Annotated in this window: 21 protein-coding genes, 1 tRNA gene and 1 pseudogene; 10 read left to right on the top strand and 13 right to left on the bottom strand. The window is 70.0% G+C overall.

The genetic code is table 11. The annotated features are described in order from the left end of the window. Position 1: 1 nt before the first annotated feature. Positions 2 to 430, top strand: coding sequence for a hypothetical protein (locus ACH4YL_RS33405; protein ID WP_398511250.1), 429 nt, complete (start codon positions 2 to 4; stop codon positions 428 to 430). A gap of 56 nt (positions 431 to 486) precedes the next feature. Here ACH4YL_RS33405 and ACH4YL_RS33400 read toward each other — a convergent pair whose 3' ends face one another. Then, entirely contained in the window at positions 487 to 1,020 is a 534-nt protein-coding gene (locus ACH4YL_RS33400) for a hypothetical protein (protein WP_398511249.1), read from the bottom strand. A 78-nt stretch (positions 1,021 to 1,098) separates the two neighbouring features. After that, a complete protein-coding gene (locus ACH4YL_RS33395; protein ID WP_398511248.1) occupies positions 1,099 to 1,602 on the bottom strand; it encodes a DUF3574 domain-containing protein in 504 nt (167 codons plus the stop codon). A 202-nt stretch (positions 1,603 to 1,804) separates the two neighbouring features. Here ACH4YL_RS33395 and ACH4YL_RS33390 point away from each other — a divergent pair, with 202 nt between their 5' ends. Both ACH4YL_RS33390 and ACH4YL_RS33385 read left to right on the top strand, forming a co-directional pair. Continuing rightward, on the top strand, positions 1,805 to 3,145 hold the full coding sequence (locus tag ACH4YL_RS33390) for an amidohydrolase (protein WP_398511247.1): 1,341 nt from the start codon (positions 1,805 to 1,807) through the stop codon (positions 3,143 to 3,145). Between the two features lie 190 nt (positions 3,146 to 3,335). Further along, positions 3,336 to 3,980: a chaplin gene (locus ACH4YL_RS33385; RefSeq protein WP_398511246.1), complete on the top strand. Its 645-nt coding sequence runs from the start codon at positions 3,336 to 3,338 to the stop codon at positions 3,978 to 3,980. Here ACH4YL_RS33385 and ACH4YL_RS33380 read toward each other — a convergent pair. Continuing rightward, the gene (locus ACH4YL_RS33380; protein ID WP_398511245.1) at positions 3,950 to 4,639 is read right to left on the bottom strand and encodes a DUF2293 domain-containing protein; all 690 of its coding nucleotides are present in this window, start codon (positions 4,637 to 4,639) and stop codon (positions 3,950 to 3,952) included. The two genes, ACH4YL_RS33385 and ACH4YL_RS33380, sit on opposite strands and share 31 nt — an antisense overlap. Before the next feature lie 35 nt (positions 4,640 to 4,674). Here ACH4YL_RS33380 and ACH4YL_RS33375 point away from each other — a divergent pair, with 35 nt between their 5' ends. After that, positions 4,675 to 5,643, top strand: a complete 969-nt coding sequence (locus ACH4YL_RS33375; protein ID WP_398511244.1) for a D-2-hydroxyacid dehydrogenase family protein — start codon at positions 4,675 to 4,677, stop codon at positions 5,641 to 5,643. 64 nt (positions 5,644 to 5,707) lie between these two features. On the opposite strand, the gene ACH4YL_RS33370 is transcribed toward ACH4YL_RS33375, so the two are convergent. Further along, complete coding sequence (locus ACH4YL_RS33370) at positions 5,708 to 6,166, bottom strand: hypothetical protein (RefSeq protein WP_398511243.1); 459 nt, start codon at positions 6,164 to 6,166, stop codon at positions 5,708 to 5,710. Between the two features lie 71 nt (positions 6,167 to 6,237). On the opposite strand from ACH4YL_RS33370, the gene ACH4YL_RS33365 reads away from it, so the two are divergent. From ACH4YL_RS33365 to ACH4YL_RS33350, 4 genes are all read left to right on the top strand, one after another. Next, the gene (locus ACH4YL_RS33365) at positions 6,238 to 6,969 is read left to right on the top strand and encodes a hypothetical protein (RefSeq protein WP_398511242.1); all 732 of its coding nucleotides are present in this window, start codon (positions 6,238 to 6,240) and stop codon (positions 6,967 to 6,969) included. 166 nt (positions 6,970 to 7,135) lie between these two features. Beyond that, positions 7,136 to 7,278, top strand: a tRNA-Thr gene (locus ACH4YL_RS33360). A gap of 281 nt (positions 7,279 to 7,559) precedes the next feature. Then, complete coding sequence (locus ACH4YL_RS33355; protein WP_398511287.1) at positions 7,560 to 7,994, top strand: cupin domain-containing protein; 435 nt, start codon at positions 7,560 to 7,562, stop codon at positions 7,992 to 7,994. 7 nt (positions 7,995 to 8,001) lie between these two features. Beyond that, positions 8,002 to 8,640 (top strand): uridine kinase, encoded by a 639-nt coding sequence (locus tag ACH4YL_RS33350; protein WP_398511241.1) that lies wholly within the window; start codon positions 8,002 to 8,004, stop codon positions 8,638 to 8,640. Here ACH4YL_RS33350 and ACH4YL_RS33345 read toward each other — a convergent pair. From ACH4YL_RS33345 to ACH4YL_RS33335, 3 genes are read right to left on the bottom strand one after another with little or no spacing between them, the layout of a single operon-like run. Beyond that, positions 8,613 to 9,524 (bottom strand): carbohydrate kinase family protein, encoded by a 912-nt coding sequence (locus ACH4YL_RS33345; RefSeq protein WP_398511240.1) that lies wholly within the window; start codon positions 9,522 to 9,524, stop codon positions 8,613 to 8,615. The two genes, ACH4YL_RS33350 and ACH4YL_RS33345, sit on opposite strands and share 28 nt — an antisense overlap. Continuing rightward, positions 9,521 to 10,423: a pseudouridine-5'-phosphate glycosidase gene (locus ACH4YL_RS33340; RefSeq protein ID WP_398511239.1), complete on the bottom strand. Its 903-nt coding sequence runs from the start codon at positions 10,421 to 10,423 to the stop codon at positions 9,521 to 9,523. The genes ACH4YL_RS33345 and ACH4YL_RS33340 overlap by 4 nt, the downstream gene beginning before the upstream one ends. Positions 10,424 to 10,478: 55 nt before the next feature. Beyond that, positions 10,479 to 11,930, bottom strand: coding sequence for a nucleobase:cation symporter-2 family protein (locus ACH4YL_RS33335; RefSeq protein WP_398511238.1), 1,452 nt, complete (start codon positions 11,928 to 11,930; stop codon positions 10,479 to 10,481). Between the two features lie 458 nt (positions 11,931 to 12,388). Here ACH4YL_RS33335 and ACH4YL_RS33330 point away from each other — a divergent pair, with 458 nt between their 5' ends. Next, entirely contained in the window at positions 12,389 to 13,024 is a 636-nt protein-coding gene (locus tag ACH4YL_RS33330) for a helix-turn-helix domain-containing protein (RefSeq protein ID WP_398511237.1), read from the top strand. Between the two features lie 334 nt (positions 13,025 to 13,358). Then, positions 13,359 to 14,810, top strand: a complete 1,452-nt coding sequence (locus ACH4YL_RS33325) for a nucleobase:cation symporter-2 family protein (protein WP_398511236.1) — start codon at positions 13,359 to 13,361, stop codon at positions 14,808 to 14,810. Between the two features lie 162 nt (positions 14,811 to 14,972). On the opposite strand, the gene ACH4YL_RS33320 is transcribed toward ACH4YL_RS33325, so the two are convergent. The 6 genes and pseudogenes from ACH4YL_RS33320 to ACH4YL_RS33295 form a co-directional block, all read right to left on the bottom strand. After that, a complete protein-coding gene (locus tag ACH4YL_RS33320) occupies positions 14,973 to 15,539 on the bottom strand; it encodes a hypothetical protein (protein WP_398511235.1) in 567 nt (188 codons plus the stop codon). An 82-nt stretch (positions 15,540 to 15,621) separates the two neighbouring features. Next, positions 15,622 to 15,720: pseudogene (locus tag ACH4YL_RS33315) on the bottom strand (pseudouridine-5'-phosphate glycosidase); the annotation flags it as partial. Between the two features lie 48 nt (positions 15,721 to 15,768). Next, positions 15,769 to 16,242, bottom strand: coding sequence for a barstar family protein (locus ACH4YL_RS33310; RefSeq protein WP_398511234.1), 474 nt, complete (start codon positions 16,240 to 16,242; stop codon positions 15,769 to 15,771). A 5-nt stretch (positions 16,243 to 16,247) separates the two neighbouring features. Further along, positions 16,248 to 20,957: a putative T7SS-secreted protein gene (locus ACH4YL_RS33305; RefSeq protein WP_398511233.1), complete on the bottom strand. Its 4,710-nt coding sequence runs from the start codon at positions 20,955 to 20,957 to the stop codon at positions 16,248 to 16,250. Between the two features lie 3 nt (positions 20,958 to 20,960). Further along, positions 20,961 to 21,623, bottom strand: coding sequence for a hypothetical protein (locus ACH4YL_RS33300; protein ID WP_398511232.1), 663 nt, complete (start codon positions 21,621 to 21,623; stop codon positions 20,961 to 20,963). Next, positions 21,623 to 22,048, bottom strand: coding sequence for a hypothetical protein (locus tag ACH4YL_RS33295; RefSeq protein WP_398511231.1), 426 nt, complete (start codon positions 22,046 to 22,048; stop codon positions 21,623 to 21,625). The genes ACH4YL_RS33300 and ACH4YL_RS33295 overlap by 1 nt, the downstream gene beginning before the upstream one ends. Positions 22,049 to 22,084: the final 36 nt, after the last annotated feature.

The following is a 22,084-nucleotide window of genomic DNA, read 5'->3' as shown; positions in this document are numbered from 1 at the left end:
CGTGGAAGCCGAGTTGGTGTCGCTGGCGGCGGCGGGAGCGACCGCGCTCGTCCAGGGGATGGTCACGGACGGCTGGGGTTCGGTGCGGGACCGCGTCGTGCGGTTCTTCGCACGGGAATCGGCCGACTCCGAGATCGTCGGCGCCTACCTGGACGAGTCCCGTGCCGAACTGGCTGAAGCACAGCAGGCCCAGGACGAGGAAGCGGCAGCCGACATCCAGGCCGAATGGCGCTCCCGCATGCGCCGCACGCTCCGGGCCGACCCGCAGGCGGCGGCGGAACTACGCGCCCTGCTGGACGAGTTGGCACCCGGCGATTCTCATACGCCCACGGTCAACGTCCACAACACGATCAGCGGCGGCACGCAGCACGGCCCGGTCATCCAGACGGGCACGATCGGGAACATCCACATCGGCGGCCAGGGCGGCTGACCCGCGCGTCACGGACAGACCGCAACAGCAGGGCGCCCGCGCCCGTATCGACAGGCTCACAGCCCCTGCGCCCACTCCCGCAGTGTCGTGAAGTCCGCAGCCCGCAGCCCTCGCCTCGGATGAATCCGCAGCAGCAGCGCCGGTGCGTCGTGATGAGCCGCGACATGCGCCGTGTCCAGGTCCGTGATCATGTCGTCGACCCAGGCGAACGGACGGCCCGCCGCCCACTCCAGCAGCGGCCTGGTCTTCCAGTAGAGGCCGTCGGGATCCTTGGCGAAGAGTTCCGGCCATTCGATCACCGGAAGGTCGGCGGGCAGGCCGACGCCCGGCGCGATCATGGTGTTGGCCTCGTGCATCCAGGTGGTCGCCCAGGCCAGTTCGAAGGGCAGTCCGGTCAACCGTGCCCCGTGGGACGGATGGAGATACACCCGCAGCCCCCGGCGGTGGCTGCGGGAGCCGGGGGTCTGGCGGGAGAGCCAGTTCGCCGGGTGGAGGCGGTGGGTGGCGTAGCCGCGCAGTCGCGGCAGGCGTGCCGCGTAAGGATTGAGCGGGCCGTCGACGTCGAGGAGCAGGAGCGGGCGATCCGTCATGGGAGAGAACTGCCCTGCCCGAGGCGGATCCATAGCACTCAACGACCCGGCGAACGAGCTGACGACCGACCCGGGCGGTCAGAAGTCCGCGAGCGTCGCCTCGTCCAGCCGGAGCACCGACTCCTGCCCGTACTCCTTCATGTACGCCTCGCGGATCCGCTCGATCAGCGGGCCGCGCGCGCGTGCCTCCTTGGCCGGGTAGAGAAGGATCAGTTCGTACGAACACTCCCGCTCGATCGTGCCGTTGGCGTCCCGCCACTGCCCGCGGCCGTCCTGGATGGTCAGCCCGTCCGGAAAGCCCGGGGTGACCTGGCGGTCGACGAAGGCCATGAACTGCGCGTCGGTCACATCGGGGCCGCCGTCGGGCCGTTCCGTACCGAAGAAGAGCCGCGTCTCGACATACGCACTGGCACGGGCGGCTGCCGACTGAGCCGTGGCCGACCGAGCCGTGGCCGTCTGGACCGTGGCCGCCTTCGGCCGAGCGCCGTCGAGCGCGGCAGTGGCGGACGGCGCGGCCACCGTCAGAACGGCGACGGCGGCACCGGCGACGGCGACCAGAGAGCGCTGCTTGAGCTTGGGCACGTGCGGGATCCCTTCACTGGCCGGCTGAGTGGCGTACAGACCGGCGGACTGACGGCGGGCTCGCTGTGGCAAGCGTTCCGCCGCGCAGCCTGGCCATATGCCAAGTTCGGCCGGATACCACCCACATGAGCGGCGGAACGCGCGGCCCTGTCGCGGACGAACCGACACACTTGAACGTGGACCGCATCAGGAGGAGGCACAGATGGTCGATCTCGTCATTGAGGGCTGCACAGTCCTCGTGCACGGCGAGGACGGCGAGATCCGGTTCGTCGAGGACGCCGCCGTCGTCGTACGCGACGGGCTGGTCGACGCCGTGACGTCCGCCCGCGAGGCGGCCGACCTGCCCGCGGCCGAGCGGCTCGACGCACGCGGACAGCTCGCCATGCCCGGGCTGATCAACTGCCATGTCCACACGCCGATGGTCGCGCTGCGCGGCATCGCGGAGGACCTGCCCGTCGAGGAGTGGTTCAACGACTGGATCTGGCCGATCGAGTCCAACCTCACGGACCGGGTCGTCGAGCTCGGCGCTCAACTGGCCTGCGCCGAGATGATCCAGGGCGGCGTCACCACCTTCGCCGATCACTACTTCTCGATGGACCGGGTGGCCGCCGCCGTCGTCGAGAGCGGACTGCGCGCCAACCTCGGCTGGGCCTACTTCTCCAGCCAGGGGCCCGAAGGCAGGGAGCAGTCGCTCGACTTCGCGCTGCGGATGCGGGGCGCGGCCGACGGCCGGATCACCACCTCGCTCGCCCCGCACGCCCCGTACACCGTCGAGGACGCCGACCTCGAGGCCACCGCCGAGCTGGCGCGCGAGCACGGGCTGCTGGTGCACATCCACGCGGCCGAGAACCGGGCGCAGACCGACAACAGCCTTGAGCGGTACGGGCGTACACCCATCGAGGTGCTGCGGCGCGCCGGGCTGCTCGATGTGGATCTGCTCATCGCGCACGGCACCGGGATCACCGAGAAGGATCTGCCGCTGCTCCAGCACGGCACCGGGCGTATCGCGGTCGCCAGCGCGCCCCGGGGATATCTCAAGTTCGCCTGGGACAGCACGACGCCGATCCGCGGGCTCGCGGCCGCCGGGATCCCCGTCGGTCTTGCCACCGACGGCGCCGCGTCCAACAGCACGCTCGACGTGTGGGAGAGCATGGCGCTCACCGCGCTCGTGCAGAAATCCACGGAGCACGACCCGACCTGGCTGACCGCGCGGCAGGCGCTCGACCACGCCACCACGCAGAGCGCCCGGGCCGTCGGCCTCGGCGAGCAGATCGGCGCGCTCGCGCCCGGCCGGCGGGCCGATCTGATCCTGGTGGATCTGACCGGGCCGCATGTCCAGCCGCTGCACGACACCGCGGCGGCGCTGGTGCACAGCGCGCGTTCCTCGGACGTACGCACGACGGTGGTCGACGGCCGGATCCTCATGAAGGACCGGCGGCTGCTGACTCTCAACGTACCGACGATCGTCGCCGAACTCACGGCGGAGCTGCCCGCGTTGACCGAGCGTCGCCACGGTCGCCGTATTCAGGAATACGAGGGCTAGGTCGTGTCCGCTAGAGACTCTGACACCGCCTTGGCCGTGGGCCGACGAGATCACCCGACCCAGACCCTTGTTCGGTACGGCACACACTCGATGGGGTGAAAGGCCCGCCAGCCGTAACCCGAATGGCCCCACGGCGTCGTTACCCGGATGCGGGCGAGGGCCCGTGAACGTCTCCTGAAGGCAGGAACCCATGAGGCAGGTTCACCGCAAGGGTCTGGCCACCGTGATGCTCACGGGTGGCGCGCTCGCCATGGCGGGTCATGCGCAGGCCGACTCGAACGCGGACGGCAGTGCGGTTGGTTCGCCCGGACTGCTGGCCGGGAACACGGTGCAGCTTCCGGTGAACGTCCCGGTCAACGTCTGCGGCAACACGGTCAATGTCGTCGGACTGCTCAACCCGGCCATCGGCAACAGCTGCGAGAACACCTCGCGCGGCGGCTCCCGCCACGGCCACGGCCACGGAAACGAGGGAGGCGCCACGGCCGAAGGGAGCAGAAAGGATTCCCCCGGCGTCCTCTCCGGCAACGGCGTACAGCTCCCGGTCGACGTCCCGGTCAATGTCACCGGCAACTCCGTGAACGTCGTCGGCATCGGCAACCCCGCCACGGGCAACTCCTCGTCCAACAACCCAGGATCGAAGCCCCCGGCCCGCACGAAGCCCGTCTCACCGCCGAAGACCGTCACCCCGCATCCGCCGTCGCCCCAGGCGCAGGAGCGGACCGCCGGCCTCGCCCAGACCGGCGCCGGACAGCTCGGGTTCGCCGTACCGACGAGCGCCGCGCTGCTGCTCGGCGGCGCGATGCTCTACCGCCGCTGCCGGCCCGCCGGGAAGTGAGCCGGTCCTGTCCCGTCACGCCAGTACGCCAGTACCGCGTCGATCGCCGCCGCCACCCTGGTACGCGCCTCGTGACGGGCCACCCCGGCCATCAGCAGGGCGTCGTACTCGGTGTCGAGATGCCGTACGGAAGCCCGCACCGCGGCCGTGACCGCTCCTTCCTCGAGTGAGCGGCCCGCCGCGGTGCGGCCCACACGGCCGCTGCCGCGCTCCGAGGTGTGTTCGGCGACGTCCCGGGCGCGGTCGAGCGGACAGCCCGGGAACAGCCGCAGGATCTCGGCGGTCAGCTCGGCCGTGAACCGCACGTCCTGCGCGGCCCGGCGGGCCGCGTCCCGGTCCCGGCGACGGGCCCGTACATCCGCGTCCGCCAGGCACGCGGCCTCGGCGCGGGCCAGCGCCGCCTCCTCGACCAGCAGGCCCTGCCGTTCGTACCGCCTGCGGGTGCGGTGGAAGCGCACCACGACCGCGTACAGCGAACTCGCCTCGCGGGCCCGCCGGGTGAGCGCGGCCGAACCTCTGGGCAGATACACCAGATGGGCGAGGTCCGCGCAGTCCAGACAGACCGGCGCGTTGAACTCCAGCAGATGCATCGGCAGCGGCCCCTGACGGCACTCGGCGCAGTGCCGTCCCTTCAGTGGTTCGATCACCACCAGGTCCATGCCCGTACCGTACCCACCAGGTACGCTCCGCTCCCATGACGCTGCACTGTGCCGTGCTCGACGACTATCAGGACGTCGCGCTCACCATGGCGGACTGGTCCACGATCGCCGGTGAGGTCGAAGTCCGGTCGCTGCAGGACCACTTCGGGTCCGAGGACGAGCTGGTGGCGGCCGTCGGCGACTGCGAGATCCTTGTCGCGATGCGCGAGCGGACTCCGTTCCACGAGTCGCTGTTCGCCCGGCTGCCGCGGCTCGAGCTGCTGATCACCACCGGTCTGCGCAATGCCTCCATCGACCTCGAAGCCGCCGCCCGGCACGGCGTCACCGTCTGCGGCACCCCCAGCAACTCCGAGCCGCCCGCCGAGCTGACCTGGGCGCTCATCCTCGGTCTGGCCCGCCATGTGGTGCCGGAGGGCTCGGCGCTGCGGGAGAACGGCGCCTGGCAGTCCACGATCGGCGCCGACCTGCACGGCCGCCGGCTCGCACTCCTCGGCCTCGGCAAGATCGGCGCGAAGGTCGCCCGCGTCGGCCACGCCTTCGGCATGGACGTCATGGCCTGGAGCCAGAACCTCACCGACGAGCGGGCCGCGGAGCACCAGGTAGTCCGCGCGGCCTCGCTCGAAGAGCTCCTGGAAGCCGGGGACTTCGTCTCCGTACATCTGCAGCTCAGCGACCGCACCCGCCATCTGATCGGTGCGAACGAGCTGAAGCGGATGCGGCGTACGGCCTTTCTCGTCAACACCTCGCGGGCGGCGATCGTCGATCAGGCCGCGCTGGTACGGGCGTTGCAGGACGGGTGGATCGCCGGAGCGGGCTCCGACGTTTTCGAGGCCGAGCCACTGCCCGCCGACGATCCGCTGCGCACCGCGCCGAACTTCCTCGGTCTGCCGCACCTCGGCTATGTCACGCGGCGCAACTACGAGGCGTACTTCCACGGGGCCGTCGAGGACATCGCCGCATATCTCGCCGGACGGCCGGTGCGGGTGCTCGGCGTCAAAGCCTGACGAACTCCCCCTGACGAACGCCCCTGGCGAGCTCCACCTAGCGAACGCCCCAGACGCACGCCCCTTAGCGAACGCCCGGTGCAGCCGCCCCGATGAACTCGGACAGCGTCTCGCGGGCCTGTTCCGAACGGCGCGACCGGTCCGCCTCGTCCGGTGCCTCGTGCATACAGTTCGTCACTTCGAAGGCGGACGCGGCCAGCGCCAGCGCCTGCGGGTCGTCACAGACCAACTCGACGCGGATCAGCGCCTGATGAGCGCCCGAGCGCAGCCGGTAGGAATCGATACGGGCCTCCTCGGCCGCCGTGCTGCCGGCCGACTCCTGCGCCCGGTACCACCGGTCGTTCTGGCCGCGCCGGTAGTCGACGAGAGCCCCGGCGAAGGAGCTGTAGGCGGAGATCCGCTCCTGGCGCAGCTGTTCGCTACGGGCCAGGGCAGCGGTGCGGTCGGCCGTCTGACGCTGGAAGAAGTGGGTGATCACCGAACCGAGCAGGGTGCCGATGACCGCGATGACGGCTGTCTCCATGGTGGGAACTCCCCAGAGGGCTCTGAATATTGGTTCGAACGGGCCTGTTCGGTTTTGATAACTTGATCGACGTGGCGAAACTCAATCAGATCATCGCAGTGGAGAAGGGCGTCAAGTCCAAGGCGCACCAGGACCTGACGGCGGCCCATCACGGGCTGCAGAAGCCCGCTCTGCTCGCCGGCATCTCGCGGACCTACCAGCCCAAGGACGAGGAGGGCGAGCAGCTGCCGCCCGAGTCCACCCGGGTCCAGGTGAAGGCCGAGGACGTGCTGCGGGACACCGCGAAAACGCTGACCCGGCTGTTCGACGTGACCGCCACCAAGGACTGGGCGAACTGTGCCGCGCGCGCCGATGTCACCGTGGACGGACGGGTGCTGGTGAGCGATGTGCCGGTGGCGTACCTCCTGTTCCTCGAGAAGCAGCTGACGGACATCAACACCTTTGTGCGCAAGCTGCCGGTGCTGGACGCCTCGGAGTCGTGGACGCAGGATCCGTCGACCGACGCGTGGAAGACGGAGTCGGTGCGCACACTCCGTACGAAGAAGGTGCCGCGCAACCACGTGAAGGCGGAGGCGACGGAGAAGCACCCGGCGCAGGTCGAGGTGTACTACGAGGACATACCGGTCGGTTACTGGACCACGGTGAAGTTCTCCGGTGCGCTGCCGGCCCGGCGGGTGAACGAATTGCTGGAGCGGGTGGAGAAGCTGCAGCAGGCCGTGAAGTTCGCCCGCGAGGAGGCGAACGGCGCGGAGGTCACCGACCAGCGGGTGGGTGACGCGGTGTTCGGTTACCTGTTCGGGTAGCCTCAATGACTCCCCGTCCGCCTGTGTGCGGGCGGGGTGCGCGAGGAGCGCAAGCTGAAGCTGAAGCTTGTCGTGACCGTGCGGTTCCAGTGGAGGTTCAAATCCTCCCCGCGGCATTTCCCGCCGCGCGACGCGTCATGTGACGCTCGCGCGCTGCGGGACACGGGCCGCGGTAGCCCAAGTCCGGCAGAGGCAGACCGCATTCAATCTCAGACTATTGCTCCAGACTCAGCATTCGCCGCCGATCGCCGGATCGAACGGGCCCGAGCCCTGGTACGTCGAAATGCCGGTTCAAGTCCGGCCCGCGCAGCTCGATGTGCGGTGGTCCAAAGGCAGGACGCGACGACATAACGACTGACTCGGGTTCTCAAGCGTGCCGGCGTGTCACATGGGCGGCATCACAGGGCTCGGGAGCCGGCTACGCTCCCGGGCCCGCTCCCATTTCCGGCCATTTTCGCCCGGTCCCGCGCCTTTTCCGATACGTTGAGGCCGTTTTGGCAGAGGCGGTGCGGGAGTTGGAGGATTCCATGGGACTCAAGGAAATGCTCACAGGCGCGGCTGCGGGACGGAAGCGGCGGGCGCGCGGCGCGATGGTCGCCGTCGCCTGTCTGGCGGCGATCGCGACGGTGCCGTCCGCGGCGAACGCCACGCCCGGCAGCGGCGTCACCGGCACGGTGCTCGCGCAGGGTCTCTCCGAGGAGACGCTGAAGCTCAAGGCCAAGGGCCCGACCGACGTGACCTTCCGCGAGATCACCATCGCCCCGGGCGGCTACACCGGCTGGCACTACCACCCCGGCCAGCTCCTCGCCGTGGTCAAGTCCGGCACGCTGACCCGGACCCTGCAGGACTGCTCCGTCGAGGTCACCCCGGCAGGCACCGCCTTCATCGAGCCGTCCGGCGCGCGCCACCGGCACATCGGACGCAACCTCGGCAGCGTGCCGGTCGTGCTGTATGTGACGTATCTGCTGCCGAAGGGCAGCCCGCTGTCGGTCGACGCGGACGCCCCGCCGTGCGCTGGACGATGATGGACGGGTGCGAGTCCAAGCGATCACCTGGGAGCGGATGACTGAGGCCGTCGTCGACCGGGTCATGGAGACCAAGGCCGAGGACGGCAGCCCCTGGCTGCGGATCGGCGTGGACGGTGCGCCGGCTGCACCCGGCGGTGAGTTCGCGGCACGGGTCGGGGATGCGCTGCGCACGCGCGGGCGTGGCGTCCTCACCGTCGGGACCGGCGGATTTCTGCGGCCCGCTTCACTGCGGTACGAGTACGGGCGCGAGGACCCCGACACGTACTTCAGCGGCTGGTTCGACACCGGCGCGCTGTGGCGTGAGGTCTTCGGGCCGCTGGAGGCCGGCGGGAGCGGGCTGGTGCTGCCGGATCTGTGGGATCCGGTGACGGACAGGGCGACCCGCAGTCCGCGGGTCGCGCTGCCGCAGGGCGGTGTGCTGTTGCTGCACGGGCCGTTTCTGCTCGGGCACTGGTTCCCGTTCGATCTGACCGTGCATCTGCGGCTGTCGGCCGCGGCGCTCCGGCGGCGTACGCAGGAGAGCGAGCACTGGACGCTGCCCGCGTTCCAGCGGTACGAGGACGAGGTGGGGCCGGCGGAGGCCGCCGATGTGCTGGTACGGGTCGACGATCCGCGTCATCCGGCGTGGGGCGGCATCGGCTGAGCCGGCCGGCCGCCAATCAGCGCCACCGCTTCCGCGCCCGCCCGGCAGCCCTCGGCCGCGGCCGTCGCCGCGTCCGACCCGGCCAGTCGCGCGGCCAGGAACGCGCCCGTGAACGCGTCGCCCGCGCCCGTCGAATCCACCGCCACGGCCGGGACTGCCGGGACACGCGCCGTGACCTCGCCCGACTCCGCGACCAGCGCGCCGTCCGCGCCGAGCGTGACCACGGTCAGCGGAACGCGGCGGCTCAGCGCGGCCGCGGCCTCGGACGGATCCGGCAGACCGGTCAGCAGCCGGGCCTCGTCGGCGTTCGGGAACAGCACGTCCACGCCGTCGAGCGCCTCCAGCGTCCGCTCCACGCCCAGCTCACCGATGAAGCCGGCGGACGCCGGATCCACGCTCACCGGAATGCCGCGCGACCGCGCCGACTTCAGGGCGAGCAGGGCGAGTTGGCGGCTGGGGTCGGCGAACAGCAGATAGCCGGAGAGATGGAGCTGACCGATACCGTCGAGCAGGGACGGTGACCAGTCGGCGGGCGAGATGCGCAGCACCGCGCCGCTGTCGGTCAGGAACGTACGCTCGGCGGTCGCGTCGACAAGCGCGATGACGGTGGCCGTCGGAACCTCGTCGTCGAGGACGAGGACCGGACGTACGCCGGCGGTCCGGAGCCGCTCCTCGTGCCAGGCAGCCTCGTCGCGCCCGACCCGCCCCAGCAGCCGTACGTCCGGGCTGCCCCAACGCGCGGCCCAGCAGGCCGCATTGGCTCCTGCTCCGCCGGGCAGGATACGGATCCGGGCCGCTGTGTCCGTCCCGTGGGTGAGCGGCGCGGAGTGCCGGGCCACGACATCGGTGACCACATCGCCGATGACCAGCAGGCCGCCGCTCACAGGGCCGCCGCGATGCGCGCCGCCAGCCGCACATTGCCGCGCACCGCCGCCACATTGGCCTCCAGCGAGGCACCATCGGTCCGCCGCATCAGAAAGTCCAGCAGGAACGGAGTCACGGCCTGGCCCACGATGCCCCGCTCCGTGCACTCGTCCAGCGCCTCGCCGAGCACCCGGTCGTGCAGCGTCGGATCCAGTTGCTCGGATTCCGGTACCGGATTCGCCACGATCAGCGCCGACTCCGCCCCGCCGAGCGCGTCCTGGGCCCGGATGATCTCCGCGACCTGCTCGGGGGAGTGGGCGGTCCAGTCGACAGGCTCGCCGGAGGACGTCAGATAGAAGCCGGGGAAACGATCCGTCCCGTATCCGAGAACCCCGACGCCCAGCGTCTCCAGCCGCTGCAACGTCGCGGGCACGTCCAGGACGGACTTGACGCCCGCGCACACCACGGCGATCCGGGTCTGCGCCAGCACCCGCAGATCGGCGGACTCGTCCTGCGAGTGCGCCCATTCGCGATGCACACCGCCGAGCCCACCGGTCGCAAAGACCCGGATCCCGGCCCGCGCCGCCAAGAACGCCGTCGCCGACACGGTCGTGGCCCCGCTCGCCCCGGCCGCCAGCGCGGGCGCAAGATCCCGCTGCCCGAGCTTGCGCACGCCGTTGTCCCCGGCGACCCGCTCCAACTGCCGCTTGTCCAGGCCGACATGGACCTTTCCGTCCAGCACGGCGATCGTCGCCGGGGTGGCCCCACCAGACCGTACGTGCCCTTCCAGCTCCTCGGCGACGGCGAGATTGCGGGGCCGCGGGAGGCCGTGCGCGATGATCGTCGACTCAAGGGCGACGACGGGCCGGTGCGCGGCCAGCGCTTCCTGTACTTCCTCGGTTACCTCGGTGAGCAGCATGTCCCATCCCTGGCACGTTGATCGGCTGCCCAAACCCTGAGGCCGCGTTTGAGATTCATCGGCGTTGTCGGACTGAATGCGGGGGGAGGTGTGCCTGACCGTCGATGCCGTCGAAGGCGTTGACCTGTGCGGTGGGGATGTGGCTCTCGTCGGCCTCGCTGCCCCGTCCGAAGTGGTTCAGGAGCAGGTTGAGGAGGACGGCGACGAGGCATCCCGCCGTGATGCCCGATCCCAGCACCATGGTGACGGGCGCGGGGAGACGGTCGTAGAAGTCGGCCGATGCGACGGGGAAGAGGCCGAAGGCGAGGGCGACGGACACGATGATGCCGTTGTGCCCGGTGGCCAGGGACGCCTTGGCGAGGGTCCGGATTCCGGCGACGGTGATCGAGCCGAAGAAGACGACTCCCGCCCCGCCGAGTACGGGAAGCGGCACGAGCGCGAGCAGCGAGCCCAGGACCGGCACGAGGCCCATGAGGACCAGGATGGCTCCGCACAGGGTGACCGCGTACCGGCTGCGGATGCGACTGATCGCGACCAGGCCGACGTTTTGCCCGTATGCGCAGCTCACGAAGGCTCCCAGGGCGCCGCCGAGTGCGGTGCCCAGTCCCTGGGCGCGCATGCTGCCTGCGATGACGCGGTCGTCGACCGGCCTGTCGACGACCGTTCCCACCGCGATCAGGGACGCGGTGGACTCCGTCATGGAGACGAGCATGACGACGAGCATGGTGGCGATGACCGGCGCCTCGAACTGCGGGGCGCCGAAGGCGAACGGTTCCGGGAGCGCGAACAGCGGTGCCTGGGAGAGGTGGTGAAAGTCGACCTTGCCCATCGGCACCGCGGCGGCCGTGCCGGCGATGAGGCCGAGCAGGATCGCCACCCGTTGCAGGAAACGTCCGCTGAGGAGTCGGTGGAGGAGAAGTGTGAAAGCGAGGGTTCCGGCGGCGAGCGCGAGGTTGGACGGTGAGCCGTAGCCGGAGGACTCGGGGTCGCCGCCCTGGGCCCACTCCCCGGCCACCGGCAGCAGCGAGAGGCCGACCAGCGTGATGACGGAACCGCTGACGACGGGCGGGAAGTAGCGGACGAGCCGGCAGAAGGCCGGCGCCAGGAGGAAGCAGACGGCGCCGGCGACGAGGGTGGCGCCGAACACCAGGGGCAGGGTGTCCTGCTCCCGTGACGCGGAGGCGGCCAGGACCGGGGAAACCACGGCGAACGAGACGCCGTTGGTGACGGGCAGCCCGGCCCCGACACCCCAGAAGCGCAGCGTCTGGGCGACGGTGGCCAGGCCCGCGACGACCAGGCTCGCGGCCAGCAGAACGGTGAGCTGTGCCGCGGTCAGGCCGATCGCGCTGCCGATGATCAGCGGAGGCGCCGCGAGGCCCGCGTACATGCTGGCCACGTGCTGCAGGGCGGCGGGGATCATCCGCCGCATGGGCAGCACTTCGTCCGCGGGATGGGCGGGGAGGGACGGGGCGGAGCGGTCGTGCGTGAAGGGCGTAGGGGAGCGCATGGGGACAGTCCCTCCGAGAGACCGCCCTACCGGCGCACGGCTGGGACGGTCGAGAGCGAAGCACGCCGGACGAGCCGGACAAGTGGACGGACCTGCCCGGAGGGAAACGGAAATCGAGCCGGATTCCCGGGGTACGGAGAACGACACGATTCCTTAATGCGGAATTTACTTTCCGTTGTGGACGACTGCGACCCTACGAACGGGCCCCCTGGTCGTCAACTCCTCCAGGCAGATCGATTGATTCCTGTGAGTCTTTGGAGGTATGCACAATCGCCGTCGGTCAGGAATGTCAACGCGCGTCAACCGGCGTCCTGAGCACCTGTGGAATCCGCAGGTCTTGGCTGGGCAGGCCCCCGGCCCTACGGTGTCCGGCTATGCCATCCCAAGACGCTCTCCACAGCCCGTCCGAGGGTGAAAACTCCGCTTATCCTCCGCTCGAGCCCCGCCGTGCCGCCCGCGTGCGCGAGCAGCTCGGACTCACGCGCGGCCAGGTCGCCCGGGCCGTCTCGGCCTTCCAGGGGCACCCCTTCCACCCCGACACGCTCCTGGCCTGGGAGCGGGGCACGGAGGTGCCGACGGACCGTCAAATCAACGCGCTGGCTGCCGCGTTGTGGTGTTCGCCGGGTGATCTGGTCGGCGAGCCGGCCACGCTCCTGCAGTGCCGGACGCTCCTCGGGCTGACGGTGGAGCAGGTGGCCGCGGGGGTCGGCATGACCCGCGACCGCTACGCCGAGGTGGAACGGCGTAACCGCTGGCGCGGGTCCGGACGGCAGACGCAGGCACTGTTCGAGGTGCTTCGGCCGCCGCCCGCCTGCTTCGTCGGCGCATGCGGCAGAACGGGGCAGCTGCGCGTGCTGCTGCGCGAGGCGGTCACCGGGTGGTGGCCGAACTACGTACCGCCCGTCGCGAAGATCGTCCCTGTGGCGCCGGCGGAGATCCGCCGTGCGCTGGAGCAGCTCCATCTGGCGTATCAGCGGATCGACAACCACGGCCGGACCGGAGCTGCTGCCGAAGCGGTCGAGCGCGAAGCCTTGGCCTTCCTCGACCGGGTCGACGAACAGCTGTGGCGGCGACTGCGCACCCAGGGAGCCTGACCCCAGCAGCCTCCCGGAGCGAGGTCTTGACACGCTCGCCTTCACGTGAGGCACTAGAGCCACCCAGTCATATGGAAGCTGCTTTCCGCATCGTGGACGATCCGTTCATGCAGTCTTCGGCAGGGCCTGTCGGGGCTCGCTCACCCCGCGACACCCCGGCTCGGGCAACTCCCACGTTCCCCGTTCCTCCGGGCATCGCTATGCCCTCGGGCCCTCCTGCCGCCCGCTCGACTGCGTCAACGAACCAGTCCACACGGCCCTCCGAGGCATCGGCCGCTCCCCAGCGCCCCTCCTCGGCGACCGCCGTGCCACAGCAGCCCAGGAGGTACCTTCCGTGTCGCCCACAGCCACCCCCGGCCCCGCCCCGACCCCCGCGCCGGACCCTGCCACGGCCCCCGCCGCGAAGCATCCCGTCGACCAGACCCTGCCGTTCGGAAAGCTCCTCGGCGCCGGTCTCCAGCACGTGGCGGCCATGTACGCCGGTGTCGTCGCCCCACCTCTGGTCGTCGGCATCGGCGTGGGACTGAGCACGGCAGAGATCGCGTTCCTGATGAGCGCCAGTCTCTTCGCCGCCGGTATCGCCACCCTGCTGCAGACCATCGGCTTCTGGAACGTCGGCGCGCGTCTCCCCTTCGTCAACGGCGTCTCCTTCGCCGGCGTGGCCCCGATGCTGGCCATCGCCAAGGCCGAAGGCCCCGATGACGCGCTGCCCGTGATCTACGGCGCCGTGATCGTGGCCGGAGTGTTCGGCTTCCTGCTCGCCCCATGGTTCTGCAAACTCATCCGGTTCTTCCCGCCCGTCGTCACGGGCACCGTCATCACGCTCATCGGCCTGTCCCTGCTGCCCGTCGCCTTCAACTGGGCCCAGGGCGGCAACCCGCAGGCCGCGGACTACGGAGACATCAAGTACATCGGCCTCGCCGCCGTGACACTCCTGATCACCGTGGTGCTCCGCAGAGTTCTGCGCGGCTTCCTCAAGCAGATCTCCATCCTGCTCGGACTCGTCGCCGGCACCCTGATCGCCCTGCCCCTCGGCCTCGCGGACTTCAGCGCCGTCGCCGATGCCGACGTCATCGGCTTCCCCACGCCCTTCCACTTCGGCGCTCCGCAGTTCGCCGTCGCCGCGATCATCTCCATGATCATCGTGATGATCGTCTCCATGACCGAGAGCACTGCCGACGTGATCGCCCTCGGCCAGATCGTCGACAAGCCCGCGGACGAGAAGACCCTCGCCGCAGCGCTGCGCGCGGACGGCCTGGGAACCGCGCTGAGCCCGCTCTTCAACGGCTTCGCCGCCAGCGCCTTCGCGCAGAACGTCGGCCTGGTCGCCATCACCAAGGTCCGCAGCCGGTACGTCGTGGCCGCGAGCGGCGGCATCCTCATCCTGCTGGGCCTGTGCCCGTTCCTCGCCTCAGTCGTCTCCCTGGTGCCGCAGCCCGTCCTCGGCGGCGTCGGCCTCGCCCTGTTCGGCACCGTGGCCGCCAGCGGAATCCAGACCCTCGCCCAGGCCGGCCTCGAACGCGGTGACAACATCCTCATCGTGGCCATCAGCCTCGGCGTCGGCGTGATCCCCATGGCCAGCCCGAACTTCTACCACGCCTTCCCAGAGAGCATGCGCATCGTCCTCGACTCCGGCATCAGCACCGGCTGCGTCGTCGCGGTACTGCTCAACCTCGCGTTCAACCACATCGGCCGCGGCAGTCAGAGCGACACCGCGGACACGGCCACCACGGTGCACGGCACCAACCCGGAAGTGGAGCCCGCGTCGGCCACGTACGTGCACTGACCGCGGGCAGTAAGTGGGGTGTGCGCTCCCGGGGGCGCACACCACCCGCGCGTCCGGGGGAGCGCGGCCGGGGCGGGCGGCCTCGCAGGGTTGGGTGGCGGCTCCACCGAAGGACGTTCTGGCCTGCTGGTTCCAGTGGACCGTGCCACGACCACCCACGGCTCACGAAGCGTCGAAAGCCCCTTCCGCGGCTTCCGTGACCCAAGCCTCGGACCGCCGGACGGTAGGCCCCTCAACGCGCAGGGCGCCGGCGGTGTATGCCGCCCACCGCAGTTCCTGACAGCCGAAGAAGGATTCCCCCCAGCTGTCCACCCAGACATGCACGCGGGACGGTCCGGCCGCTGTGATGTCCCACCACTCCCAGCCCCTGGAGTCCTCGTCGGGGTCGAATCGGTAGAGCCAGTTCTGCAGTTCCCAGGGCTGGTCCACGCGGTCCCTATACGCGTTGCGTCCGTTCTTTGCGAAGTCGGGGGCCCGCCCCTCGTCCCCGGAGCTGATGGCGACGAACCAGTCCGGCACGTCATCGACGGGAAGACTCTCTTCCTCGAAATCGGCAGTGGCTCCCAGGGTCACGGCAGCTGAAAGCACGGACCGTAGGCGATTCACATAGTGCGTGGGATCGCCGGAGACATCCACCGCGAATTCGCAGAGGACGGGCGGGGCGGAGTCGGCGCCGGGGCGGCGCTGAAGACGCTCGAGCTCCGCTTCCAGGCTTTCACTGCTGTGCATCATTAAAGGAGACTTACCCTTCTTGGACTATCCTGCCCGATCCGGGAACCCCTGGGAACGTCGAACGAGACAATCTGGGCGTCGTCGCCGGGGTGGCGCCACGGGCCCGTACGAGCCCTTCTGGCTCCTCGGCGACGGCGAGATTGCGGAGCCGCGGCAGCCCGTGCGCGATGATCGTCGACGGCTACCTTAAACCCCGGATCCGGTGAACTCCGCCCGTGGCGGCCAGTCAGCAGTCCTGTACGCCCGGAATGCCGGCGAGCTCCTTGCTGAATTCCTCGCAGGTTTCGGAGGGGCAGAGAAAAACCACGCTCAGAATGCTTTTGGCCTTGCCGGGGAACTGAGGCTTTGCGGACCAGGTCGTGGCGGCTTCCGAGAGAATCCGAAAGAAGGTCTCGCGTTCACCTGGGCTCCCAGAGAGGATTGATTCGGCGTCGTCCACGATCAACAGATAGCGGTCGGCCTTGATCCAGTTCAGCTCCAGCAGGCAATCGCGCAGCGCATTCCAGTTCCAGCCGAAGTAGTCCGGAAGGCGGAGGGCATTGTAGAACTCGGTGAAAACTCCATCGGCGTCGGTCATCGCCCGGCCTTGCATCCTGGCCACGTGGATCAGTCCGCTCGGCGGCAGGGCGCGTGCGGCAGTTACCGCAGATTCGTCCGGGACGACATGCAGCCAGGGCGCCTGATTCGTCCACCAGGTCATTCCACTCATCGTCCGGGCTCCATCACGATGTAGGTTTGATAGTGGGTGGGAGTATAGTAGGCCGACCCGTCGGAGCCGGTGACGATTCGCTCCCCGCCCCATTTTGGATTCTGGGCGGACTGCACCGTTCCCCACTCGGTATAGCGAACGGGGTTGCCGGAGCTGTCGAATTCGGGCAGTTGATATCCGCCGTTCTTTCCGCTGTTCTCGAAGGGGCGGGGCACCGAGGGGCCCATCAGTTGGGGACCCGCGCCTTGAGCCTCAACTCCGAATTCGCGGATGTCCTGCAGAACGGCCCTTGATTCCGCGGGCACCTCCGTCGGGATCCATCCCTGCAGTTGGGATGTATCGCCGAGTGTCTCCCCGGCCCGGTACGGCGCAAGACCGAGCGGGTCGGCCCACGTGTGCGGGTTGTGGACATACGTCGTCGGGTTCGGGGCCGGCGTCAGGCCCAGCGGATCCGGGGCTGTGTAGCGGGCCGTCTGGGGGTCGTAGTAGCGGTGGTGGTTGTAGTGGAGGCCCGTTTCCGGGTCGTAGTACTGGCCCGGGAAGCGCAGAGGTGTGTACGCCGTGGCGTCGGCGTTCCAGGTGGTCGTGCCCCAGAGCGTCGTGCGGGTGTGCCACGCGATGTCGCCCGACTCCGTGAGGAGTTCGGTAGGTGTGCCGATCAGGTCGGTGGCGATGGCGAAGAAGCGGGAGTCGATCTCGCGCTGGGTGTCCTCGTCGGTGAGGCGTTCCGTCTGGGCCAGGGGTGTCGTGCCCTGGTGGTCCCAGGTGAGGGTCACCGGGTGGGGGAGCTCCGCGGGGTTGGTCGTGGTCTGTTCCGCGAGGACCGTGCCGTCCCAGGTGAAGGTGGTCTCTTCGGTCACCGTCGTGCCGTCCGCGGCCATGCGCTGCTTGCAGGTGCGGCGGCCGAGAGGGTCGTAGCGGTAGCGCCAGAGCGTTCCGTCGGGCGTCGTGACCGCGGCGAGTTCGTTGTCGGCGTTGTACGAGTAGCGCCACGTCGCGGGCTTCTTAGACAGGCGGGTCTTGGTGCGCTGCACCAACCGGCCCGCGCCGTCGTGTTCGTAGCGGTTCGCTCCGGCGCGCAGCACACGCGTGCCCGAGTAGCTGCGCTCGCCGAGCGCGTCGGCACCGGAGTGGCCTTCGGCCCAGGACGCCGAGGTCTGGTTGCCGGCCGCGTCGTAGGCGTACGTCTCTGTCCAGCCGGCGGCCGTCACCTTGGTGACGCGGCCGCCAGCGTCGAGGTCGAAGCGGTGGGAGCCGCGTAGGGCGTCGTCGAGGGCATTGAGGTAGCCGTCCGCGCGGTAGGTGTAGCTGCGGCGGTTCAGGGTGCGGGTGCCTGCGGTGAGGTGCTGGGTGCTCAGGCGGCCGGCTGCGTCCCAGGTCGAGGCGAGGGTGAGGGTGTCGCCGAAAGCCCGCTCGAGTTCGCGGCCGGCCCGGTCGTGGGTGAAGGAGACGCGGTGGCCGCCGGTGGTCAGATGCGTGGGGCGGCCGGCGGCGTCGTAGCCGTAGGTGGTGAGCCGGCCGGTGGGGGTGACCCGGCGGGTGCGGCGGCCGGCGGCGTCGTAGGCGTAGGTGGTGGCCCGGCCGTCGGCCAGTTCCGTCTTGACGCGGCCGCAGCGGTCGTACGTGTGGACCAACTCCCCGCCCGGTCCCGCGGCCTGGACCAGGCGCCCGGCCGGGTCGTACGCGTAGGTCGTCACATCGCCCGCGACGTCCCGGCGGATTACCTGGCCGAGCCGGTCGCGTTCGTAACTGATGGTCTCGCCGAGCGGGGTGGTACGGGCCGTGAGCTGCCCGCCCGCGTTAAGGGCATAGCTGACGGTGCGCTCGTCGAAGTCCGTTTCGGAAGTCAGCCGGCCGGCCGGGTCGTAGCTGTAGGACCAGGTCAGGCCCTGGGGGTTGGTGACCTGGGTCAGGCGCAGCTCGGCGTCATGGGCGTATTCGTGGCGTGCGCCGTCCGGGTCGGTGCGGGCGGCCAGGACGTCGAAGTGGGTGTATTCGAAGCGGGTGGTCCGGTCGGCGGCGTCGGTGTGTTCGGTGCAGTTGCCTTCGCCGTCGTATGTCCAGGAATCGGTCGCGCCGTCCGGGGCCGTACGGCCGCAGAGGTCGCCGTCGGCGGTCCACCGCAGCAGGGTGGCCGCGCCCAGCGGGTCGGTGATGCGTGTGGGGCGGCCGAAGGCGTCCCGCTCGTAGCGGGTGATGCCGCCGAGCGGGTCGGTGACCGCCAGAGGCAGCCCGGCTGCGTCGCAGCGCACCGTGGTGACGGCGCCCAGCGTGTCGGTGACGGAGGCGAGATGGCCGCGCTCGTCATAGCCGTACCTGGTGGTGTGGCCTGCCGGATCGGTGACCGCGATCCGGTTGCCGCGCTCGTCGAACTCCTGCTGCCAGCGGGCTCCGTCGGGGCCGGTGAACTCCGTGACCATGCCCAGCTGGTTGCGTGACGCCTGCAGTTCGCCGCCGTCCGGGCGGGTGACGGCACGAAGCCGACCGTCCTCGTCATAGGTGTAGCCGGTGGTATGGCCCAGCGCGTCGGTGCGGGTCTGCTGTCGGCCGCGGTCGTCATACGTGAAGCGGGTGGTGTGGCCCAGCGGGTCGGTGGTGGCCAGAACCCGGCAGCCGTCGCCGATCAGATGGCGGGTCGTGTGCCCCTCCGCCGTGGTCAGCGCCGTGATCCGGTGTCCGGTGTCCGGGTCCTGGGCGCCGTAGGCGATGGTGACCTGGAAGTGGCCGCCTTCGCCGCCCTCGCCGATGACCCGGTCCCGATCGTCGTACACGTAGTCGTAGCGACGCTCATTGGAGTCGATCCAGGCCGTCACCCGGCGGAGGTCGTCGTACTCGAAAGTGAGGGTTCCGCCGGACGCCTTGGTGACGGTGGTGAGGTTGCCGTCCTGGTAGCCGTAGGTGAGCAGGGGCTGGGCCGATCCGCATTCGCCCGTCCCGGCCAGCGCCAGCGCCGTGACGTGTCCCTCGTGCACGGTCAACGCGAGGTGGTACCCGCCGTCATGCACCACTGCCAGCGGGGTTCCGTCGTTCGCCCGGTCGACGGTGATCGTGTGGCCGTTTCGGTCGCTGACCTGGACCAGCCAGGCATCCCCGTCCTCGCCCGGCTCAGCTCCCGGCGGCGCGCTGAAGTGGCGCACCAGGCCGGTGTCCGGATCGGTGAGGCGATAGTCCCCGGACTCGTCCCGTACCAGCGAGCGGCGCGCCGTACCGGACTCCGGCAGGGTGGGCAGCTCGGGCACCGGATGCGGATAGGTCAGCAACAGCCCGTCGGCGGTGACGTGGATGACGCCGTTCGCATCGATCTCGAGGCGCTCGTCGACAGTGGAGGACCAGGAAGGGCCGAAGAATCGCCCGGCGGTGTAGCCGGACTCGACGCGGCGGGTGAATTCCAGCGGCAGCGCCCCGGGCAAGGTCACATCGGTCTGCGGCAGGAACATCCGCCCCGAGGCCAGGTCAACCGGGTCCGTGCCTCCGGTGGTGCGCTCGCCGTTGGTGCGGTTGTGGGTGCCGTCCGGGGCGTCGTCAGTCAGTTTCCGGGTCCGGTTGGCCGCGTCGGCGAGTTCGTCGGTGAGGCGCAAGGCCTTTACGCCGGCGCCCGCACCGCCGGTCGCGGCGGTCAGCGCCAAGTCGGGCACGAGCCGCCCGAGGCCCTCAGCCGGGTCCTTCATGAAGTCGGTGACCATCTGCTTGCCCGCGCCCCACGGGTCGTTGGCCACCTGCACCAGTCCGGCCGCGGTGCTGTTCAGCGAGGTCAGATATTCGGCCGGGTGCGTGATGTTGTACGGATCGGTGGGGTTGACGCTGCGTACGAAATTGACCAGACCGGCCGTGCCCTTGACGATGCCGGCGCCGAAGTGGGTCTGCATGACCTGCACTTCTTCGAGGCCGTCCATGGCCTGTTCGGCGTACGAGGGCTTGGGCGGGGCCGCGTCCCGGGCCGCCTGCACCGCGGTACGCGCCGTCTGCGCCGCCGAGTTCCGCTGTTTGCGGGCCTCGGCAAGGATGTCCTGCGCCTCCTGCATCTGCGCCTTGCCCGGATCGCTGAACGTGCCAGGCTTCGCCGGCAGTGACTTCGGGTCCCGCTTGTCCTCCGGCTGCGCGTTGTACCGGTCGACCGCCTGGTTGTAGCCGTCGACCTTCGAGTTGTGCGCGTCCAGCGCGTCCGAGGACGCCTTGGTCCCGGCCTTCCACTTGTCGATGGCCGTCTGCGCCTGGCCCTGCGCCCACTCCACCGTCCCGGCGAAGGACTCCAGCGCTCCGGCGGCCTTCTCGAACGCCATCGCGCCCTTGAACCACTTCGGCGGCTCGATCGCCACCGTCTCCCGGAACGCGTCCGCCGCCTCACCCTTCAGCGCGGACGAGTCCAGGCCCTTCAGCCCTTGACCGACACTGTTGAACGACTTCTGGAAATCCCGCAGATGGGACGCGGTTTCCCGGAGCTTGGACGGGCTGCCATAGATCAGCTTGGTCTTGTCCTCGGTCTGCCCGAGGTCCATCTCGTCGACCTCGGCGCCCATCCGGTTCGCCAGCGAACGGGACTGCTCGCGCACCCAGTCCGCACCGGACTCCCAGCCCACGTCCTCCAGCCGGTCGGCGGTCCAGTTACCGGCGTCCTCGACGCGGTTGCCGGCCCACTCGACGCCGTCCTCGACCGCGTCCTCGACCACGTCCGGCGTGATGTCACTGACGAAATCCCCAATACCCACCGGTCAGTTCCCCCCGGAATCCGGCTGCTGCGGCTGCTGTTGCTGGGCGGCGGCCGCCCGTTCCTCGGGCGACGGGCCGAAGGTGTCGTCCACTGCCCGGTCGAAATCTCCCTGGTCGATGCCGAGCATGTCGTTCAGAATCCGCGACTGGCGGCCGCCGTTGCCCTCGGTCAGCACTGCCCGTCCGGTGTCCTTCCAGGTCTGCCCCATCTCGTCCTTCGCCCGTTCGAACGACTCGGCGCTGTAGTCGGGGGACAGCGCGTCCGGTGTCAGGACGTCACCCCAGTTCTGCTTGACGATGTCGTCCTCGCTCGCGTGCGGATTGCCGACCGCGGCATTCGCGACGATCTTGAAGGTGCCCTCGATGTACTGGTCCTCCTCCCACGTCATACCGGCCGCAAGCCCCAGTTCCCGCGCGATGGTGTTGGCATCCTGGATCAGCGCCCGTACGCCCCACTCCCAGCGCTCGCTGTACTCCTCGAAGTCGACCGACAGACCGTGGTGCCCGGCCTCCATGCCCGTCATCGCCAGCTCCGAGAAACCCTTGCCGAGCACCGAGCCGGAGCCGGTGCCGATGTCCCGCAGCTCGGCAATCGCACCCCGTAGACCCGAGGTGATCCGCCCGACGGTCTCGGCGTCGAGCTTCAGGTCCTCCGCGCCGCCCATCAGACCGCCCTCCCCTGGCGCACGTCCGCGTCGACGGCCACCGCGTCGGGCACGATGCCGACCGACGGCGGAAACAGCATCGACCCTTCGGGATCGGCGACGTTGATGGCCACCCCGGCCGGTACGCCGATCGCCGGGACGATCTCGTCCAGCAGCCGCGCGCCGCGCAGCTCGGCGAACTCCCACTCCTGGGCCGTGGTCCGCCCGTCGCCGCCGTCCCGTGCCTGCGCGAACCGGGCCAGCGCGGCCTCGTCCGTGAACCCGCAGATCCAGCGCACCCCGCCGAACTCCGCGGTCCACAGCCCGCCGTCGGCTACCGGCACCAGGACCAGCGCCCGCCGCAGCTCACCCACCAGCGCGCGGGGATCCCCCACGCCGGCGCGCCGGTCCGCAATCCGTTCCGCAAGCGCGTTCCCCGTTTCCACCCCGGAACCTCCCCCGCATCGCTGCTCTTTGGCCCG

Origin of the sequence: Streptomyces sp. NPDC020681 (assembly GCF_044334895.1) — a bacterium.
In the GTDB taxonomy this organism is placed as follows: domain Bacteria; phylum Actinomycetota; class Actinomycetes; order Streptomycetales; family Streptomycetaceae; genus Streptomyces.
This window is presented reverse-complemented; position numbering and strand designations above follow the sequence as displayed.

Coding starts and splice junctions, on each gene's coding strand:
- ACH4YL_RS33400 (WP_398511249.1), bottom strand. CDS start 1,020: ATGACGGATCGCCCGCTCCTGCTCCTCGACGTCGACGGCCCGCTCAAT.
- ACH4YL_RS33390 (WP_398511247.1), top strand. CDS start 1,805: ATGGTCGATCTCGTCATTGAGGGCTGCACAGTCCTCGTGCACGGCGAG.
- ACH4YL_RS33385 (WP_398511246.1), top strand. CDS start 3,336: ATGAGGCAGGTTCACCGCAAGGGTCTGGCCACCGTGATGCTCACGGGT.
- ACH4YL_RS33380 (WP_398511245.1), bottom strand. CDS start 4,639: ATGGACCTGGTGGTGATCGAACCACTGAAGGGACGGCACTGCGCCGAG.
- ACH4YL_RS33375 (WP_398511244.1), top strand. CDS start 4,675: ATGACGCTGCACTGTGCCGTGCTCGACGACTATCAGGACGTCGCGCTC.
- ACH4YL_RS33370 (WP_398511243.1), bottom strand. CDS start 6,166: ATGGAGACAGCCGTCATCGCGGTCATCGGCACCCTGCTCGGTTCGGTG.
- ACH4YL_RS33355 (WP_398511287.1), top strand. CDS start 7,560: ATGGTCGCCGTCGCCTGTCTGGCGGCGATCGCGACGGTGCCGTCCGCG.
- ACH4YL_RS33340 (WP_398511239.1), bottom strand. CDS start 10,423: ATGCTGCTCACCGAGGTAACCGAGGAAGTACAGGAAGCGCTGGCCGCG.
- ACH4YL_RS33335 (WP_398511238.1), bottom strand. CDS start 11,930: ATGCGCTCCCCTACGCCCTTCACGCACGACCGCTCCGCCCCGTCCCTC.
- ACH4YL_RS33320 (WP_398511235.1), bottom strand. CDS start 15,539: ATGCACAGCAGTGAAAGCCTGGAAGCGGAGCTCGAGCGTCTTCAGCGC.
- ACH4YL_RS33310 (WP_398511234.1), bottom strand. CDS start 16,242: ATGACCTGGTGGACGAATCAGGCGCCCTGGCTGCATGTCGTCCCGGAC.
- ACH4YL_RS33300 (WP_398511232.1), bottom strand. CDS start 21,623: ATGGGCGGCGCGGAGGACCTGAAGCTCGACGCCGAGACCGTCGGGCGG.